This is a genomic window from Phyllobacterium zundukense, from assembly GCF_002764115.1.
In the GTDB taxonomy this organism is placed as follows: domain Bacteria; phylum Pseudomonadota; class Alphaproteobacteria; order Rhizobiales; family Rhizobiaceae; genus Phyllobacterium; species Phyllobacterium zundukense.
Map to the genome: position 1 here is coordinate 99,102 of NZ_CP017944.1, position 18,231 is coordinate 117,332.

Sequence of the window (18,231 nt, forward strand, 5' to 3'; positions counted from 1 at the left end):
ATCCCATTCAATCCTTTTTCGGAGGAACGACCATGGACTATCGCTCTATGAAAGCTGGTGCCTTCGCCGTTGCATTGAGTGTTGGCCTTGCACCGGCTGTGTTTGCAGCGTCACCGGAACCGGTCGAAGCCGACCACGGCATGGTCGTCACCGCCCAGCATCTTGCATCCGAAGTTGGTGTCGAGGTTTTGAAAAATGGCGGCAATGCGGTCGATGCTGCCGTGGCCGTTGGCTATGCACTGGCCGTCGTTTATCCAACGGCAGGCAATATCGGCGGTGGTGGCTTCATGACCATTCGCTTGAAGGACGGCAAGACGACTTTTCTCGATTTCCGCGAGCGCGCGCCGCTCGGCTCGACCAAGACGATGTATCTCGACGATAAGGGCAATATGGTCAAAGGATTGAGCACCGATGGCTATCTGGCGGTCGGCGTGCCAGGCTCGGTCTTCGGCCTTGAAACCGCCCGAACCAAATACGGTACCAAGCCACGCGACGAGCTGATGGGCCCGGCGATCCGCTTTGCCCGGGATGGCTTCGTGCTCAACCAGGGCGATGTCACCTCGCTTCAGGGTGGCGCCAAGAAACTTGCCAAGGACAAGGCTGCCGCCGAAATCTTCCTTAAGCCTGACGGCAAGACCTATGCGATTGGCGAGACACTGGTCCAATCCGATCTGGCAGCAACCCTATCCGGCATTTCCGAGCAAGGTCCGGAAGCGTTCTACAAGGGCCCGACCGCCGATGCCATCGTCAAGGCTAGCCAGGCAGGAGGCGGTATTCTTGCTAGGGCGGATTTCGAACAATACGCCGTACGCGAACTCGAGCCTGTGAAATGCAATTATCGCGGCTATGACATCGTGTCCTCGCCGCCGCCAAGCTCCGGCGGCGTGATCATCTGCGAGATCCTGAATATTCTCGAAGGCTATCCACTTGGTTATCTCGGCTATGGCTCCGCCGAAACCGTTCACGCCATGGTGGAGGCCATGCGCTATGCCTATGTCGATCGCAATGCTTCGCTGGGCGATCCGGATTTCGTCGAGAACCCGGTCACGAAACTGCTCGACAAGCAGTATGCCAAGGAAATCCGCGAGAAGATCAACCCGTTCAAGGCGGGCGTATCGCAGCAACTGATGCCGAAGGGTTTTGGCGAGAGCAAGGAAACCACGCATTATTCCATCATCGATGACGAGGGCAACGCGGTCGCCGTCACCTATACGCTCAACGGCTCCTTCGGTGCCGGCGTCGTCGCGCCGGGAACCGGCATCCTGCTCAACAACGAGATGGATGACTTCACCGCCAAGCCCGGCGTTCCCAATCTCTACGGGCTGGTCCAGGGCGAGGCGAATGCCATCCAGCCAAAAAAGACGCCGCTCTCGTCCATGAGCCCGACAATTATCTCCAAGGACGGCAAACCGTTCATGGTCATCGGCAGCCCGGGCGGTGCACGCATCATCACCATTACGCTCGAAGCGATCATCAATGTCATCGATCACGGCATGAATATCCAGGAGGCCATCGACGCGCCGCGCATCCACCATCAGTGGCTGCCGGATAAAGTCTATATGGAGCCCTATGCCCTGTCCGGCGACACACGAAAAATCCTTACGGAAATGGGCCATGACGTCGACATCGACAGGAGCTGGACAATCTGGGGTCAGGCCGCCGGTATCCTGGTTGGCGGCAAGAGTCTTGCCGAAATCGAGAAAGGCGGCGGGGCGCGTTACAACGGCGCGATCGACAGCCGTTCCGGCTCAGGTGAGGCGCTGGGTTATTGATTGGCAAATTCCTTGTGCGTGGTTCGACGAGGCTCACCACGCACAGCAGGATTGCAGCTGATGATTTTACAAACTGAAATCCACCATGCGGCCACGCAGCTGCCGGATCGTTACGGCATCGGCATTGGCAAAGGCAAAACGCAGGAAGCGCGTGTGCCGGGCGCCGAAATACTCGCCAGGGATGGCAAGAATTCCTGCCCGTTTGGCCAGTTGTTCGGCAACTTCCGCTGACGATCGGCCTTCGAATGGGTGGCGGACAAAGGCGAAATAGGCGCCGATCGCCTCAAGCTTCCAGCCGCCAAGATCCGTCATCACTTCACGCAGTGCATCGGCGCGCACCTCGATTTCGTGCCGGTTGCCAGCCCGCCATTCGGCGAGTGCCGGCAGAGCCCGCGCCACCGCACCCTGAGCCGCTCGCGGGGCGCAGATCTGCAGATTGTCCATGATCTTGGCGATTTCCTCGACGACCTTTTCGCCAGCAGTCAAGGCGCCAAGCCGGTGTCCCGGTATGCAGAAGGATTTGGAGAAACTATAGAGCTGGATCAGGTTGTCCTGCCATCCCTTCTCGGCCAGGAGACCATGCGGCGCGCCGTAGCCCTCGGGCAGGAAATCGCGGTAAGTCTCATCGAGGATGAGCCATATGCCGTGCTTCCTGCAGACGTCGAAGATCGCCTTCAGCTGCTCAGGGGGATAAATCGCTCCCGTCGGGTTGTTCGGGGTTACGAGCGCAAGCGCGCGCACATCTGGTGTCAGGGCGCGCTCAACGGCTTCCACTGTCGGAACAAACCCATTGGCGGAATCGCAGGCAACAAAGCCGGTCTTGATGCCCAGCATCGCCAGTGTGGTCTCGTGGTTGAAATAGAATGGATCGGTCATCAGGACCGTGTCGCCTGCCGCCGCCACCGCCATTGCCGCGCAGATGAAGGCCTGGTTGCAGCCGGAGGTGACGTGGATATTGCCCTCGCCAAACTTCGCGCCGTACAGGTCCGAGACGTGCGCCGCATAGGCCTCGCGCAGCGGCGTCTCGCCCTCGATCGGCCCGTAATTCGTATAGGCCAGCGACGAAGCCGCCTCGCCCAGCCATTGCAGCATATCCGCATGCGGGGGATAGCCGGGCACTGCCTGGGACAGGTCGATCAATGGACCATGGCCGCCGCCATAGGATTTGCCCCAGGCCTGTACCGCCGGTATCGGCGGCGGTGACAGACGGGTGACAAGCGAATTGAGCAGTGCAGCGGTCATGGCAAAAGTCCTATCGGGTATCAATCTTGGCCCGGCGCTTCTGCGTGCGATCGGGGCGTCTTGGGCGGGTCGTCGGAATCGAAGGTGGTGCAGCGAGACGTTCCGGTGCGCTGACCTTGCCGTTGCGGCGGCGGATGATCCTGCGCGCTGATGTTTGCGGCTCGGTGATCGTATCGGCCTCAAGCGAGGCGAAGAGCCAGTCGATGAACACCTTGACGATGGGCGCGTTGCGCACCTCGTTGCGGCAGGCGACATAGAAGGCATTATTGGCGGGAACCGTGAGATCGAACGGCACGATCAGTTCACCCTTGGCAATGAGGTTGCTCGCGGTGATCGTGTCGCCGAGCGCAACGCCCTGGCCGTAAACGGCAGCCTCGGTCGAGAGCCGTGCATCGCTCATGAAATGCTGGGCGCCGCGGGCATGTTCGGTGGCGTCGGCAGCGGCAAGCCATGTGTTCCACTCCCGTCCATCGTCACCATGCAGGAGAACGTGATTGCGCAGATCACGCACGGACCGCAATGGCCGCATGTTGAGCAGAGTCGGACTCGCCACAGGAAAGAGTTTCAGCGTCGTCCAAAGCCGTATCCAGCAATCGGTCCAGTTGCCATGGCCATAAAGCACACAGACGTCGACATCCGCCGAGCGCAGATGATCGGGCTCGTTCGAGGCGATCAGCGTCAGCCTGATATCAGGATATTGCTCGGTGAACTGGTTCATGCGCGGGATGAGCCAGAGCGAGAGAAGTGCCGGTACGCAGGTGACGGTCAGCTCGCCACTCGTCGTCGGGCGCTTGATCAGCGCGGTCGTGCTCGCAATGTCCTCGAATGCTTTCGAAACGGTCGGGAGGAGCAATGCCCCCTGCGGGGTGAGCTTCAGGCGCTGCGCACCCCGTTCGAACAGCTGGACATCGAGGATTGCCTCCAATGCCTTGATCTGATGGCTGATCGCGCCATGCGTGACATTGAGTTCACGCGCAGCGGCAGTCACGGAGCCATGCCGCGCCGTCGCCTCGAAGGCGCGCAAGGGGTTCAGCGGGGGCAAGCGGCCTAGGGTCATGCGATTCCATTAGCGATCAAACGGGATAAAGTCATGTGAGTTTTTCTCACAAGCTATGCTATAACAATGTCAATTGCTTTTCCATCCGTTTTGCAACGATAATGTTGCCAACGAGGCAAAATGCCCGGGGAACAGACAGCGGCGGATTATCTGGCAATCTTCAAAATTGAATCCGCTCCTATCGCCCCGCGCACGAAGACAATGGGATACTGTCATGGCATCATGGGACGAAAACAAGCTGAGCGAGCTGCGCGCCAAATATGGCGAAAGCCATGGCGGTGAATTGTTCGATCCGACATTCCGCAAGGTCGCAGACAAGATCTTTTCCAAGAGCGGTACACGCCTTGCCCCCTATGCCGGCGTTCCGACCTTTCTGACTGCTCCCCATATGCCCGTCGATGCCACCAATCCGGATTTCGGCAACCTGCAGGTCGCCATCGTCGGCGTGCCGATGGACCTTGGCGTTACCAACCGCACGGGTTCGCGTTTCGGTCCGCGGGCGCTGCGCACCATCGAGCGCATTGGCCCCTACAATCATGTTCTCGAATGCGCCCCGGTTTTCGACCTGCGCGTCGCCGATATTGGCGATGTGCCGTTCGCCAGCCGCTATAGGCTGGAACAGAGCCATGACGACATCGAGCGCCGCATCAATCAGATCGTCGATGCCGGCGTGGTACCGCTTTCCGTCGGCGGCGACCACTCGATCACCCATCCGATCATGAAGGCAGTCGGCAAGAAACGTCCTGTCGGCATGATTCACATCGATGCGCATTGCGACACGGGCGGCGCTTTCGACCAGACGAAATTCCACCACGGCGGTCCCTTCCGCAATGCGGTTCTTGACGGTGTTCTCGACCCGAGCCGCACGATCCAGATCGGCATTCGCGGTTCGGCGGAATATTTGTGGGAATTCTCCTACGAATCCGGAATGACCGTGATCCACGCGGAAGAAGTGACTGGTCTCGGCATTCCAGCCATCATTGAAAAAGCGCGTGCGATCGTGGGCGATGGCCCGACCTATCTTTCCTTTGACGTCGACAGCCTCGATCCAAGTTTTGCTCCCGGCACCGGCACGCCGGAAGTTGGCGGCCTGACGACACGTGAAGTGCTTGAACTCATTCGCGGCCTCAAGGGTATCAATCTCGTCGGCGGTGACGTGGTCGAAGTCGCTCCGCAATATGACGCGACGACGAACACTGCCCATGCCGGCGCACAGGTCCTGTTCGAGATTCTCAGCCTGATGGTGTTCAGCCCGTTTGTTCAGGACAAGCGTTGATGCCCATGGAATTCCAAAGCCAACGAATGATGAGGCCTTTAATGGCGTAACAGCCGGATTGTCCTCATCGATCAAATAACACAATGAAGGGGAATAAAATGACAATCTACAAGACACTGCGATCATCCTTTGCCGCCCTGCTGCTGCTCAGTGGCGCGAGTATCGGCATTGCCACAAATGCAGCCCAGGCCGACGCGATCGACGACATCACCAAGGCGGGTGTCCTTAATGTCGGCGTTTTTTCTGACTTCCCGCCTTTCTCTTCAGCCAGTGCAGACATGACGCTGAAGGGCTATGACATGGACGTGGCGCAGGCTCTCGCCGATGCGTTGAAGGTCAAGCTCAATCCTGTCGCCGTGACCGGACAGAACCGCATTCCTTACCTGACGGAACACCGCGTCGACCTCCTGATGAGCGTCGGCTACAGCAAGGAACGCGAGCAGGTCATCGATTTCGCGGCCGCTTATGCGCCTTACTATATTGCGGTCATTGGACCGAAGGCGCTTGAGGTGAAGGGTAAGGACGATCTTGCCGACAAGAGCATCGCCGTCAATCGCGGCACTCTGGAAGACACGTCCCTGACCGCGGTGGTGCCCGCTTCCGCCGACGTCAAGCGCTTCGACAACTACAATTCGGTGATCCAGGCCTTCATTTCCGGCCAGACACAGCTGATGGTTGTTGGCAATGATGTCGGCGCACAGGTTCTCGCCCGTCAGGAAGCCCTGGCGCCCGAGCAGAAATTCCAGCTGCTGACATCGCCATCCCACATAGCGCTCAACAAGAAAGAGGACCGTCTCAAGCAGGCCATCAACGATACGGTGGCAAAGATGCTGACCGATGGAAGCCTGAACAAGACCTCGGAAGCATGGCTGAAGACACCGCTCAACCCTGACAACCTCAAGGATTGATCCGGTGGGCTATGCGCTCGACTTTGGCTGGTTGAATGGCGCGGTCGGGATGATCGCCAGTGGCGCGGCCATGACGATCTTCCTGATCGCCGTGACCTCCGTCATTGGCACGGTCCTGAGCATTTTCGGAGCGGCTGCCCGGCGCAGCCGCTACCCGATACTGCGCAAGGCAATCGCCGCCTATGTCGAGCTCGTACGCAACACACCTTTCCTGGTGCAGCTATTCTTCATCTTCTTTGGCCTGCCGCGGCTTGGCATCCGGCTCGACCCGGTTATTGCCGCCATGCTGGCCATGACGCTGAACATGGCCGCCTACACGACGGAGATCGTCGGTGCCGGTCTTGACGCGGTACCGAAAGGCCAGAAGGAAGCCGCCGCAGCACTGGGCCTGCAGCCCTGGCTGGTGTTCGTCAAGATCGTGCTGCCGCAGGCGCTGAAAGTTATTTTTCCGGCTCTCACCAGCCAGATTGTCATCATGATGCTGGAGTCGGCCGTCGTCTCGCAGATCGCGGTGCGCGAACTCACCTATGAGGCAGACATGCTGCAGGCACGAACCTTCCGTGCCTTCGAGACGTATTTCATCGTCACCCTGGTCTATCTCGGGATGAGCATTGGCCTACGCCGCCTGCTGTTTGCGGCGGGGCGCCGCACGATCGCCGGAGGCATGGCATGATCGAGTTCACCTTCTGGGACATATTGCGCAATCTCCTGCTCGCTGCCCGCTGGACGATCCTGCTCTCCATCGTTGCCTTTGCCGGCGGCGCCATTGCGGGCGTGGCAATTCTGCTGCTGCGCATATCAAAGCGGCGCTGGCTGCGACGCGCCGCCGAATACTACATTGGCCTTTTTCAGGGAACGCCGCTGCTGATGCAGCTGTTCCTGCTGTTTTTCGGCCTGCCGCTTCTGGGGTTTCGTATCGAGGCCTGGACGGCTGCCGTTCTGGGGTTGACCCTTTGCGCCAGCGCCTTTCTTGCCGAGATCTGGCGTGGCGGCGTGCAGTCACTGCCAAACGGACAGTGGGACGCGGGGAGCAGTCTCGGTTTGCACTATGTAGCCCAGCTGCGGCTCATCATCCTGCCGCAGGCCTTTGCCATCACGCGTGCACCGACGGTGGGCTTTCTGGTGCAGCTGATCAAAAGTACGGCGCTGACCTCCATCATCGGTTTCGAGGAATTGGTCCGGACTTCGAACGCTATCAACAATGCGACTTTTGAACCTTTTACCGTCTACGGGCTGGTAGCGCTGATCTATTTTGTTCTGTGCTACCCGCTGACGCGCTATACAAAGATATTGGAGCTTCGTACCGCTCGCCAGCATTGAATTGCGGACAGAGATTAGTAAAAAACAAAAGTGGGAATCGGCCAGAAAACTGGTCTAAATAGGAGATAAGAAAATGGACAATATTCTGAAAAAAGACGTCGGCCGCCGTGCGGTGCTTGGCACCGGTGTCATGGCGGCAGCTGTTCTGGCAATGCCCAATATCCTGCGGGCGCAGGACAAATCGCTGAAGGTCGGCGTCTATGGCGGCTACTTCAAGGATTCGTTCGACAAGAACATTTTCCCGGAATTCACCAAGGCGACAGGCATTACAATTGAATCCGTAGCCGAGCCAACCGGCGAAGCCTGGCTGGTGCAGCTTGAACAGGCCTCCAAAGCAGGCGCAGCTCCTGCAGATGTCTCGATGATGTCGCAGGTGTCCATGCTCAAGGGACAGACGACCAAGCTGTGGACCCCGCTCGATATGGCGAAAATCCCTAACGCGAAGAACCTGCTCGATCGCTTCGTCAACAAATATCCGGATGGAGCAGTTGCCGGTATCGGTGCCGTCTCGTGGTACATCACGCTCGTTACCAATACCGACGTCTACAAGGAAGCGCCGACATCATGGGCTGCCTTCTGGGACAAGGCCAATGCCGACAAGCTCGGCCTGCTCGCCCTGGTATCCAACTCCTTCCTGCTGGAAATAACTGCAAAGACCTTCTTCGGCGGGACCAATGCTCTCGACACGGAAGAGGGTCTGTTGAAGGCCTTTGACAAGCTGGCCGAGGTCAAGCCGAATGTACGCCTTTGGTATCGCGATGAAGCGCAGTTCGAACAGTCGCTGAAATCCGGTGAAATTCCGATGGGACAATATTATCATGACGTCACGGGCCTCGCCGCCTCGGAAGGCCACCCGGTCCGCTCCACCTTCCCGAAGGAAGGCGGCGTTCAGGATTCGGGTTGCTGGGCCCTGTCTCGCGCATCGAAAAAGGTCGAGGAAGCCCATATCTTCATCGACTATATGAGCCAGCCGGCCATTCAGGCCACGCTATCGCGCAAGGTCGGCACCTCGCCGACGGTGAAGCGAGAACTGCTCGATCTGAACGAAAAGGAATTCGCCTCGGTTTCATCCGACATCGAGCCGATCATTCCGCGCTATGATCTCTACACGACCAAGGCCGACTGGCTGAACCAGAAATGGACCGAGCTGATCGTCGGCTAACACGATGTGCACTGCCACCCTTCGCCCGTCCGGGGAAGGGTGGTGTTCACTGAACAAACAAGAAGACGGGGGACCGATGTCCGGACTGGTTTTGAACAATGTCACCAAGCAATTCGGGGCATTCACCGCAGTCGAGAACGTGCATCTTTCCGTGCCGCACGGCACGTTCGTGTGCCTGCTTGGACCGTCGGGCTGTGGCAAGACCACGCTGCTGCGCATGATCGCCGGGCTCGACAATCCGACAAATGGCGCCATCCTGCTCGATGGCGACGACATTACCGGCGTGCCGACGCACAAGCGCAAACTTGGCATGGTGTTTCAATCGCTGGCACTCTTCCCGCATCTGAGCGTGGGTGAAAACATCGCCTATCCGCTACGCATTCGCGGCGCCGCACGCGAGGACCAGCAAAAACGCGTAGACGAATTGCTCACGCTGATCCACCTGCCAGGTTATGGCGACCGGCCCGTGTCGAAATTGTCCGGCGGTCAGCGCCAGCGCGTAGCCATCGCCCGGGCGCTGGCACTCTCGCCACGACTCTTCCTGCTTGACGAACCCCTCTCGGCCCTCGACGCAAAACTGCGCGAGGCCATGCAGGTCGAACTGCGTCAACTCCAGCAGAAACTCGGCATCACCACCATCGTCGTCACCCACGACCAGCGCGAGGCAATGACCATGGCGGACACGGTTGTCGTCATGAATGGCGGACACGTTCGGCAGGCCGCGTCGCCGATCGAAATCTACCGCAAACCCGCCGACACTTTTGTGGCCGACTTTATCGGTTCGACCAATCTGATCGAGACCCAGGCCGACAGCTCCGGCGCGGCGACCATATTCGGTCACCGGGTTCAGGGCCTTGTCCTCCCGGCCGGCGCACAAAAGGCCACGATATCGGTACGTCCGGAAGATGTGCACCTGACCGCGCCGGGCAATGGCGCGATCGATGGAACGGTAACCTTCGTTCGCGATCTCGGCGGCACGATCGAGACGTTTGTCGAAGCCGGCGGCAAGCAGATTATTGCGGTCTCGACGCCGCGCGAGCGGCCCGACGTCGTTGCCGGGCAAGCCGTCGGCATTTCGCTTTCCCCCGACGTTTGCGTGGTACTGAAGCAATGAAGCGCGAACCCCCTCAATCAATCGCCGATTACGGGCCGCTGTTTTTCCCCGCCGGCATGCTGCTGCTCTTCTTTGTCATACCTTTCGGCACGATGATTGCCGTCAGCTTTTTCCAGCGCCAGGAAGGGGGCTTCTATACGCCGGCTTTCGTCTTCTCCAATTATGAGCGCTTCCTCAGCCCCTTTTTTGGTGGCGTGCTTGGCTTTTCGTTGATGCTTGCCGTGACGGTCGCCATCTGCTGTGTCGTCCTGGCACTGCCCTTCACCTATCTGCTGAGCAAGTTTACACGCCGCCTTCAGGTGTTCTGGCTCGTGGCGCTGCTCTCCGTGCTTTCGCTGTCGGAAGTCATTATCGGCTTTGCCTGGTCGACGCTCCTCTCCCGCACAGCTGGCCTCAGCAATCTGCTGGTGAAGATCGGCGTCCTTGATCAGGCGGTCGCATTGTTCCCGAGTTTTGGTGCCGTGCTCACGGGCATGGTCTATCAGGCCCTGCCCTACACGATCCTCGTTCTGTACCCCGCCATCGTGCGGCTTGATCCAACCTTGATGGAAGCGGCACGAACGTTGGGGTCATCACCGATCCGTGCCTTTTTCAACGTATTGGTGCCTGCCCTGCGCAACACCATCATGGCGACGTTGATCATGGTGTTCATCTTCGCGCTCGGCTCCTACCTCCTGCCGCAAATCCTTGGCCGCCCGCAGCATTGGACGCTCTCGGTGCTCATCACCGACCAGGCGATCTATCAATCCAACATGCCATTCGCCGCAGCGATGGCAGTGTTTCTTGTTCTTGTCACGCTCGGGCTCGTGGCGCTCACATTGCTTATCGGACGCAAGGGAGAAAAGGCATGATGCACTGGCTCAGACGCTTTTATTTCCTGGTGATCGGCCTTTTTCTCAGCCTGCCGCTGATCGTGGTGGCTGGCGTATCGGTCAATGCTAAGCAGACACTGGCCTTCCCGCCGCAAGGTTTCTCGTTGAGCTGGTACGGTGAGATCTTTACCAATCCGGAATGGCGGGCGGCGCTCGTCGCGTCCGTCGTTCTGGCAACGACGTCTGCAGCTTTGGCAGTACTGATTGCATTGCCGCTGTCGTGGTTCCTCTGGCGGCGCATCGCACCTTGGGCGAACATCTTCCAGGTGCTGGGCATCGCGCCTTTCACCCTGCCACCGGTCATCACCGCTCTCGGACTGCTAACCTTCTGGGCAACGACGGGATTCTATGGCCAACCCTGGACTGCGGTGATAGGCCACGCGATCTTTTTCGTGACCCTGCCACTGGTGACGCTTTCGCTTGGTTTTTCCGCCATTGACCGTTCCTTCGTCGAGGCGGCAGCAACCATGGGCGCCGACGACCGTACGGTATTTCGTACAGTCGTTCTGCCGCTGATCCTGCCCTACCTGGTCTCCGGCTATGCTTTCGCCTTCGTGTTGTCCCTCAACGAGTATATCGTTGCCTATATGACGGTGGGCTTCACGCTGGAGACGCTGCCGATCAAGATATTCAATGCGTTGCGCTACGGTTACACGCCGACGATGGCGTCGGTGACGATCCTCTTCGTCGCTACGGCCGCCGTGATCTTCTCGCTGGTTGCGAAATTCGGCGATCTGCCGAAATTGCTCGGCGCGATGGCTTCGGATGATTCATGATGCGTATCGCCGCACTGCAAATGCAATCGGTCTCCGGCGATGTGCAGGCCAATCTTGCACGCATCGAACGTGCTGCCGCCGACGCAGCAAAGGGCGGCGCTGAGCTCCTGATCACGCCAGAACTTTGCGTCACCGGCTATGGCACGGGAGATGCGATTACCGCATTGGCAGAGCCCGCGAACGGCGAGCAGATCAAGATGCTGCAAGCGATCTCGATAGCAAACCGCATCGCCATCATCGCCGGGTTTGCTGAGCGAGACGGGGCAGATGTCTACAACAGCGCGGCGTTCGTCAATGGCAATACTCAGCCGGCGATCTATCGCAAGTCGCATCTTTATGGCGATTATGAGCGGTCCCTGTTCAAGCCGGCAAAGCCCGCCAATTGCGTGGTCGAGATGGGCGGACTGAGACTTGGCATGCTCATCTGCTACGACGTGGAATTTCCGGAAAATGTTCGCCGTCTAGCGCTTGGTGGCGTTGACATGATCCTCGTTCCGACTGCCCTCCCAGCTGGGCCTTCGGGTACTTTCATCGCCAATCACATGATCCAGGTCCGTGCCTTCGAGAACCAGATTTTTGTCGCCTACATCAACCATGCCGGCGCTGACGACCGCTTTGCATTTGCCGGTCTCTCGCGCATCGCCGCCCCCGATGGCAGTCTGATGACGGCTTGCGACGATGACGCAGAGCATTTGATCTTCGCCGACATCGATCCTGCCGCCTTTGCCACCTCGATCAACGGCAATCCCTATTTGAAAGATCTGGGTCCAGCATGACCGAAACAATCGAAACGGACGTTCTCATCATTGGTGCGGGTATCGCAGGTGCTGGTGTAGCTGCGGCTTTGGCCAACACCCACAAGGTCATGATCCTCGAGCGCGAGAGCCAGCCAGGCTATCATTCGACCGGACGGTCTGCGGCGATCTTCCTTCCCAATTACGGCAATGACGTCATTCGCGGGCTCAACCACGCCAGCGCTCCGATGTTTGAACATCGTGACGTCAGCCTTTTTCCTGAGCCCCTGCTGACCAAGCGCGGCTCGCTGACGGTCGCGGATGAAAGCGGCGTTGAACCTTGCGAAGAGTTCGTCCGCAATGGTGTTGGCGTAACGGCTATTGATGTTGACAGCGCCATCGCCATGGTGCCGATCCTCAACCGTGACTATATCAAGGCTGCCTGTTATCAGGCAGATGCCTGGGATATCGACGTCAATGCCCTGCATCAGGGTTGGTTGCGCAAAGCCGCGGCACTCGGCGTGCAGGTCTTTACGAAGTCGGAGGTCGCAAGCGCCAAACGCATTGCCGGTGAATGGCAGGTCGAAACGGCAAACCGGACATTCCGTGCCAAAACGGTGGTCAATGCCTCGGGCGCCTGGGCTGACATCACTGCTCAGGTCTTTGGGGTTCAGCCGCTTGGCTTCACGCCGATGCGCAGGTCGATCGCCGTGCTGCCTGCTCCGGAAAATTATGACACAAGGGGCTGGCCGCTGGTCGATGACGTAAATGAGGCCTGGTACATGAAGCCGGATGGCGGACGGCTCTTCGTCTCGCCTTGCGACGAAACCCCAGTGGAACCGCATGACGCCTTTGTCGACGATATGATCCTTGCCGAAGGGCTCTATCGCTACGAGCAGGCCGTCACCACACCGGTCACCCGCGTCGAGAGCAGCTGGGCTGGTTTGCGCACCTTCGCGCCGGACCGGACGCCGGTGGCGGGATTCGACAACAAGGTCGACGGATTCTTCTGGCTGGCCGGACAGGGCGGTTATGGGATCCAGACGGCCCCCGCCCTCTCTGCGCTTGCCGCAGCTCTCATCCGCGGTCAGTCGCCAGAGGCTGAAGTTGAATCGCTTCTCCCGCTGCTGTCTCCTGCCCGCTTTGCCTGATCAATCCAGAAGCGGTTGGCCGGCAAAGGTTGCAGTCTGGCTTTCCAGCTCCGACTTGATGAAGTTGCTCAAGGCGCGAATGCGCGGCGTGCTGACAATATCCTCATGGCAGATCAACCAGTAATCGCGGTTGAGATGCAATTGCTGCGGCATGACCGGCACGAGTTCTGGATATTTACAAGCAATGTAGTAGGGCAGAATGCAGAGGCCAAAGCCTGACCGTGCGGCGCTGAGCTGGGCGAAAATGCTGGAGCTCTGGTAGGACGCGCGCAATCCGGGCAGGATCTCCCGCATATAATCGAGGCCTGGCGTGAAGATCATGTCTTCGATATAGCCGATGAACCGGTGGCTGGAGAGATCGGATTGCTGCCTGATCGCTGGATGGCGGGAGAGATAATCCTGCGACCCATAAATGAACAGGCGGTAGGGCATCAGCTTTTCCTGATAATACGGACCGGTTCGCGTCGCATGTAGTGTGATGGACAAATCGGCTTCGCGCCGTGACAGCGACACGATCTGCTGGATCGTCACCATTTCAATGGAGAGGCTGGGATAGGATTGCGCCATCATTGGCAGACGATTGGCCAGGAAGAAATTAGCAAATCCCTCCAATATGCTGAGGCGGACCACGCCGCTGAGGGAAATCGTCCCTCCAGATGCCTCGTTCTGGAAGCGATCGGCTTCGCGTTCCATCACCTCGGCGGACTCGATCAGTTTCTCGCCGAGCGCAGTCAGGATGTAGCCGCGCGGGTTCCGCTCGAACAGACGTGCCGACAGGGCTTCCTCCAGCCGGTCGATCCGCCTTGACACCGTGACGTGGTTGGTGCGCAGCCTTCGTGCAGCGGTGGTCAATTGTCCGGTGCGGGCAACAGCAAGAAAATACTGCAGATCATCCCAGGTAAACTGTCGCATTGCCCCTCATTTCGCACATGTACATTTTTGTACTTATTCTGTGCAAAAATAGGTGTTTGTGTACCTATTTGTCAATGTTACAGTTTTTCCAACATCATGGTTGCCGGTCGGGAGAAACAGGGCAATCATGGGGATGACTATTGTCTGGGCTCGAGAACAAGCGGCCGGACTGAGGAGGAGAGTAATACCAGCGAGATGCGGCGATATCCGCACGATCTCTATCGACATTTTTCAGTTGAGCCAGCGCGTCCGCGACAGTCATCATGAGATGGTCCTGTGAGCGGTCAATTTTTGGGAGGAAACAGGAATGAAACTACTAGCAATTGCAACGGCGGCCCTAATGGCGGCCACGGTTATTCCCGCGGCCAGTGCGGAGCTTTCCGACGGCAAGGTCAAGATCGGTATCCTGAACGACCAGTCTGGTGTCTATGCGGATTTCGGCGGTAAGTGGTCCTATGAAGCGGCGAAGATGGCCGCCGAAGACTTCGGCGGCAAGGTGCTGGATGCACCGATCGAGATCATCACCGCCGACCATCAGAACAAGGCGGACATCGCCTCCAATATCGCCCGTCAGTGGTATGATACGGAACAGGTCGATTCCATCATGGAGCTGACCACGTCTTCCGTGGCGCTCGCCGTGCAGGGCATCTCCAAGGAAAAGAAGAAAATCGATCTTGTGACCGGCGCTGCGACAACAGAATTGACCGGCAAGCAGTGCTCGCCCTACGGGTTCCATTGGGCCTACGACACCCATGCGCTTGCCGTCGGCACCGGCGGCGCGCTGGTTGCGCAGGGTGGTGATAGCTGGTTCTTCCTCACCGCCGATTATGCATTCGGTTATTCGCTTGAGGAGCAGACCGCTAAATTCGTCACCTCCAAGGGTGGTAAGGTCGTTGGCTCCGTTCGCCACCCACTGGCGACAGCGGATTATTCATCCTTCTTGCTGCAGGCCCAGTCGTCTGGTGCGAAGGTCATCGGCCTCGCCAATGCCGGGCTCGACACTGCCAACGCCATCAAGCAAGCTGCGGAATTCGGTATCGTCTCCGGCGGCCAGCGCCTGGCGGCACTGCTCTTCACCCTGTCCGAAGTGAACGGCCTCGGCCTCGAGGCGGCGCAGGGGCTGACGCTTACCGAAAGCTTCTACTGGGATCGCGACGATCAATCGCGTGAGTTCGGCCAGAAGTACTTCAAGCGGACCGGCCGCATGCCAAACATGATCCAGGCCGCAACCTATTCGGGTGTGACGCAATATTTGAAGGCGATCCAGAAAGTCGGAACGGACGATACGGAAAAAGTCGCCGCGGCCATGCATGAAATGCCGGTGGACGATGTTTTCGGCCGCGGCGCCAAGGTCGGACCCAATGGCCGACTGATCAGCGATGTTTACCTGATGGAAGTCAAAAAGCCCGATGAGAGCAAGGCACCTTGGGACTATTACAAGGTTCTCGCCACGGTTCCGGGTGCCGAAGCCTACATCAAGCCAGCCGAAAGCGGCTGCCCGCTGGTCGAGTAACGCATGACCGCTTCACTGACCAATGCGGCGTTCGGGGGAGGACAATCCTCCCCCGGCGCTGCCGAAGATCAAGAATCGCAGGTAGTCCTGTCAGCCCGCGGGCTGCGCCGTGACTTTGGTGGTTTCATTGCTGTCAACAATGTCGATCTCGATGTGCAGCATGCCAAGGTGCATGCGCTGATTGGCCCGAACGGCGCTGGCAAAACCACGGTTTTCAACCTCCTCACCAAGTTTTTGCAACCATCGAGCGGAACGATCACCCTGCTCGGCCACGACATCACGAAAACTGATCCGGCCAAGGTGGCGCGTATGGGTCTCGTGCGCTCCTTCCAGATATCTGCAGTGTTTCCGCATCTGACCGTCCTCGACAATGTCCGCGTCGCCCTGCAGCGCCCCGGCGGCCTGTCCACCCAATTCTGGCTGCCCATGCGGGCGCTGAACCGGCTGAATGAACGAGCAATGGAACTGATCGAGGCCGTAGGGCTGCAGGATGCGCGCAACAACCTCGCCGCGGACCTTTCCTATGGCCGCAAGCGTGTGCTGGAGATTGCGACCACTCTCGCGCTCGACCCTAAAGTGCTGCTTCTCGATGAGCCGATGGCCGGCATGGGTCATGAGGACGTGCACATCGTCTCCGATATCATTCGTGAAGTAGCAAGGGACCGCGCCATTCTGATGGTTGAACACAATCTGAAAGTGGTCGCCGATCTCTGCGATAAGGTGACCGTTCTCCAGCGCGGCGAAATACTCACCTCAGGCGACTACCGAACGGTCAGCCAGGATGAACGCGTGCGCGTCGCCTATATGGGGACCGAACATGAGTGAGATGCAGCCCCTCCTCTCCGTGCGAGATCTCCACGCCTGGTATGGCGAAGGCCATGCATTGCACGGCGTCAATCTCGATATTCATCAAGGCGAAACGGTCACCCTGCTTGGCCGCAATGGTGTCGGCAAGACGACAACACTGCGCTCCATCATGGGGATCATCCGCAAACGCACCGGCACCATAAATTTCCACGGCAAGGACATGATGCGCGTGCCGCTGCATCGCACCGCCCATGCCGGTATCGGTTTTGTGCCAGAAGAACGCGGCATCTTCGCCACCCTCTCGGTCGATGAAAACCTCAATCTTCCGCCCATCGTCGCCAAGGGCGGCATGTCGATCGCCGAGATCTACGACCTGTTTCCCAACCTCAAGGAACGTCGCAACAGCCCCGGGACGAAGCTTTCCGGCGGCGAACAGCAGATGCTGGCAATTGCCCGCATCCTGCGTACGGGCGTCAAGCTCCTGCTTCTCGATGAACCGACAGAAGGACTCGCTCCAGTCATCGTCCAGCGTATCGGCGAGGTACTGGTGACGCTGAAGCAGCGCGGCATGACAATCCTGCTCGTTGAACAGAATTTCCGGTTCGCCAGCAAGGTTGCCGATCGCTTCTATGTGGTCGACCATGGCAGGATCATCGACAATTTTCATGTCAAGGAGCTGCCCGACCGCATGACCATGCTCAACGAAGCATTGGGAGTCTGAGGACCATGACCATGATCTTCGGCGTTCCCCTCCAAGCTTTTCTCGGACAATTACTGATCGGCCTGATCAATGGCTCATTCTATGCAATGCTCAGCCTCGGCCTTGCCATTATTTTCGGTCTTCTGCGCGTCATCAATTTCGCGCACGGTGCCCAATATATGCTCGGTGCATTCGTCGGTTATCTGTTGCTGGCGGAACTCGGCATAGGTTACTGGCCAGCACTCATCATTGCCCCATTGGTTGTGGGTCTTGCGGGTGCCTTCATTGAACGGGTTGCCCTGTCGCGCCTTTATAACCTCGACCACCTCTACGGCCTGCTTTTCACCTTCGGGCTTGCCCTCGTGATCGAAGGCACATTCCGTTATTATTACGGATCAGCGGGGCAGCCTTATGCTGTGCCCAGCGCCTTGGCGGGCGGTTACAATCTCGGCTTCATGTTCCTGCCGAAATACCGAGCGTGGGTAATTTTCGCCTCGCTTGTCGTCTGCCTCGGCACATGGCTGCTGATCGAGAAAACCCGGCTCGGTTCCTACCTGCGGGCTGCGACCGAAAACCCGACGCTGGTGCGGGCCTTCGGAATCAATGTCCCACTCTTGCTTACCTTCACTTACGGTCTTGGCGCCGGCCTTGCGGGCCTCGCAGGGATAATGGCAGCGCCGATCTACCAGGTCAGTCCGCTGATGGGTTCGAACATGATCATCGTCGTTTTTGCCGTCGTCGTTGTCGGCGGCATGGGGTCCATTCTTGGCGCCATTATTACCGGCTACATGCTTGGCATTTTCGAGGGACTGACCAAGGTGTTCTATCCGGAGGCATCCAGTATCGTCGTCTTCGTCATCATGGCGATCGTGCTTCTCGTCCGCCCGGCAGGCTTGTTCGGAAAGGATACGTGAT

Annotated in this window: 18 protein-coding genes; 15 read left to right on the forward strand and 3 right to left on the reverse strand. The window is 58.6% G+C overall.

Annotated elements, in window-relative coordinates; translation table 11 throughout:
* The first annotated feature begins 47 nt into the window (after positions 1 to 47).
* Positions 48 to 1,772, forward strand: a complete 1,725-nt coding sequence (gene ggt, locus BLM14_RS28910; RefSeq protein WP_237143748.1) for a gamma-glutamyltransferase — start codon at positions 48 to 50, stop codon at positions 1,770 to 1,772.
* A gap of 66 nt (positions 1,773 to 1,838) precedes the next feature.
* Here the strand turns inward: ggt and BLM14_RS28915 are convergent, their stop codons facing one another.
* Both BLM14_RS28915 and gcvA read right to left on the reverse strand, forming a co-directional pair.
* Positions 1,839 to 3,014: an aminotransferase gene (locus tag BLM14_RS28915; RefSeq protein WP_100003501.1), complete on the reverse strand. Its 1,176-nt coding sequence runs from the start codon at positions 3,012 to 3,014 to the stop codon at positions 1,839 to 1,841.
* Positions 3,015 to 3,024: 10 nt separating this feature from the next.
* Positions 3,025 to 4,071 (reverse strand): transcriptional regulator GcvA, encoded by a 1,047-nt coding sequence (gcvA, locus tag BLM14_RS28920; RefSeq protein ID WP_100003502.1) that lies wholly within the window; start codon positions 4,069 to 4,071, stop codon positions 3,025 to 3,027.
* Between the two features lie 214 nt (positions 4,072 to 4,285).
* Here gcvA and speB point away from each other — a divergent pair, with 214 nt between their 5' ends.
* From speB to BLM14_RS28970, 10 genes are all read left to right on the forward strand, one after another.
* On the forward strand, positions 4,286 to 5,347 hold the full coding sequence (speB, locus tag BLM14_RS28925; protein WP_100003503.1) for an agmatinase: 1,062 nt from the start codon (positions 4,286 to 4,288) through the stop codon (positions 5,345 to 5,347).
* Positions 5,348 to 5,445: 98 nt separating this feature from the next.
* On the forward strand, positions 5,446 to 6,255 hold the full coding sequence (locus BLM14_RS28930) for a transporter substrate-binding domain-containing protein (RefSeq protein WP_100003504.1): 810 nt from the start codon (positions 5,446 to 5,448) through the stop codon (positions 6,253 to 6,255).
* Positions 6,256 to 6,259: 4 nt separating this feature from the next.
* Positions 6,260 to 6,928 carry an amino acid ABC transporter permease gene (locus BLM14_RS28935; RefSeq protein ID WP_100003505.1) on the forward strand — a complete coding sequence of 223 codons (669 nt, stop codon included), beginning with the start codon at positions 6,260 to 6,262 and terminating at the stop codon, positions 6,926 to 6,928.
* Complete coding sequence (locus tag BLM14_RS28940) at positions 6,925 to 7,575, forward strand: amino acid ABC transporter permease (RefSeq protein ID WP_100003506.1); 651 nt, start codon at positions 6,925 to 6,927, stop codon at positions 7,573 to 7,575. Before BLM14_RS28935 ends, BLM14_RS28940 begins: the two co-directional genes overlap by 4 nt.
* 73 nt (positions 7,576 to 7,648) lie before the next feature.
* Positions 7,649 to 8,737, forward strand: coding sequence for an ABC transporter substrate-binding protein (locus BLM14_RS28945; RefSeq protein WP_100003507.1), 1,089 nt, complete (start codon positions 7,649 to 7,651; stop codon positions 8,735 to 8,737).
* 76 nt (positions 8,738 to 8,813) lie between these two features.
* Complete coding sequence (locus BLM14_RS28950) at positions 8,814 to 9,851, forward strand: ABC transporter ATP-binding protein (RefSeq protein ID WP_100003508.1); 1,038 nt, start codon at positions 8,814 to 8,816, stop codon at positions 9,849 to 9,851.
* A complete protein-coding gene (locus BLM14_RS28955) occupies positions 9,848 to 10,702 on the forward strand; it encodes an ABC transporter permease (protein ID WP_100003509.1) in 855 nt (284 codons plus the stop codon). The genes BLM14_RS28950 and BLM14_RS28955 overlap by 4 nt, the downstream gene beginning before the upstream one ends.
* Positions 10,699 to 11,499: an ABC transporter permease gene (locus tag BLM14_RS28960; RefSeq protein WP_100003510.1), complete on the forward strand. Its 801-nt coding sequence runs from the start codon at positions 10,699 to 10,701 to the stop codon at positions 11,497 to 11,499. The genes BLM14_RS28955 and BLM14_RS28960 overlap by 4 nt, the downstream gene beginning before the upstream one ends.
* Positions 11,496 to 12,275, forward strand: a complete 780-nt coding sequence (locus tag BLM14_RS28965; RefSeq protein WP_100003511.1) for a carbon-nitrogen hydrolase family protein — start codon at positions 11,496 to 11,498, stop codon at positions 12,273 to 12,275. Before BLM14_RS28960 ends, BLM14_RS28965 begins: the two co-directional genes overlap by 4 nt.
* A complete protein-coding gene (locus BLM14_RS28970) occupies positions 12,272 to 13,384 on the forward strand; it encodes an NAD(P)/FAD-dependent oxidoreductase (protein ID WP_100003512.1) in 1,113 nt (370 codons plus the stop codon). Before BLM14_RS28965 ends, BLM14_RS28970 begins: the two co-directional genes overlap by 4 nt.
* Here BLM14_RS28970 and BLM14_RS28975 read toward each other — a convergent pair whose 3' ends face one another.
* The gene (locus tag BLM14_RS28975) at positions 13,385 to 14,296 is read right to left on the reverse strand and encodes a LysR family transcriptional regulator (protein WP_100003513.1); all 912 of its coding nucleotides are present in this window, start codon (positions 14,294 to 14,296) and stop codon (positions 13,385 to 13,387) included.
* Positions 14,297 to 14,603: 307 nt separating this feature from the next.
* Between BLM14_RS28975 and BLM14_RS28980 the strand changes: the two genes are divergently transcribed.
* From BLM14_RS28980 to BLM14_RS28995, 4 genes are read left to right on the forward strand one after another with little or no spacing between them, the layout of a single operon-like run.
* Positions 14,604 to 15,809, forward strand: coding sequence for an ABC transporter substrate-binding protein (locus BLM14_RS28980; protein ID WP_100003514.1), 1,206 nt, complete (start codon positions 14,604 to 14,606; stop codon positions 15,807 to 15,809).
* A 3-nt stretch (positions 15,810 to 15,812) separates the two neighbouring features.
* Positions 15,813 to 16,634 (forward strand): ABC transporter ATP-binding protein, encoded by an 822-nt coding sequence (locus BLM14_RS28985; protein ID WP_237143745.1) that lies wholly within the window; start codon positions 15,813 to 15,815, stop codon positions 16,632 to 16,634.
* On the forward strand, positions 16,627 to 17,337 hold the full coding sequence (locus tag BLM14_RS28990; RefSeq protein WP_100003515.1) for an ABC transporter ATP-binding protein: 711 nt from the start codon (positions 16,627 to 16,629) through the stop codon (positions 17,335 to 17,337). Before BLM14_RS28985 ends, BLM14_RS28990 begins: the two co-directional genes overlap by 8 nt.
* Before the next feature lie 5 nt (positions 17,338 to 17,342).
* A complete protein-coding gene (locus BLM14_RS28995; protein WP_100003516.1) occupies positions 17,343 to 18,230 on the forward strand; it encodes a branched-chain amino acid ABC transporter permease in 888 nt (295 codons plus the stop codon).
* Position 18,231 lies beyond the last annotated feature (1 nt).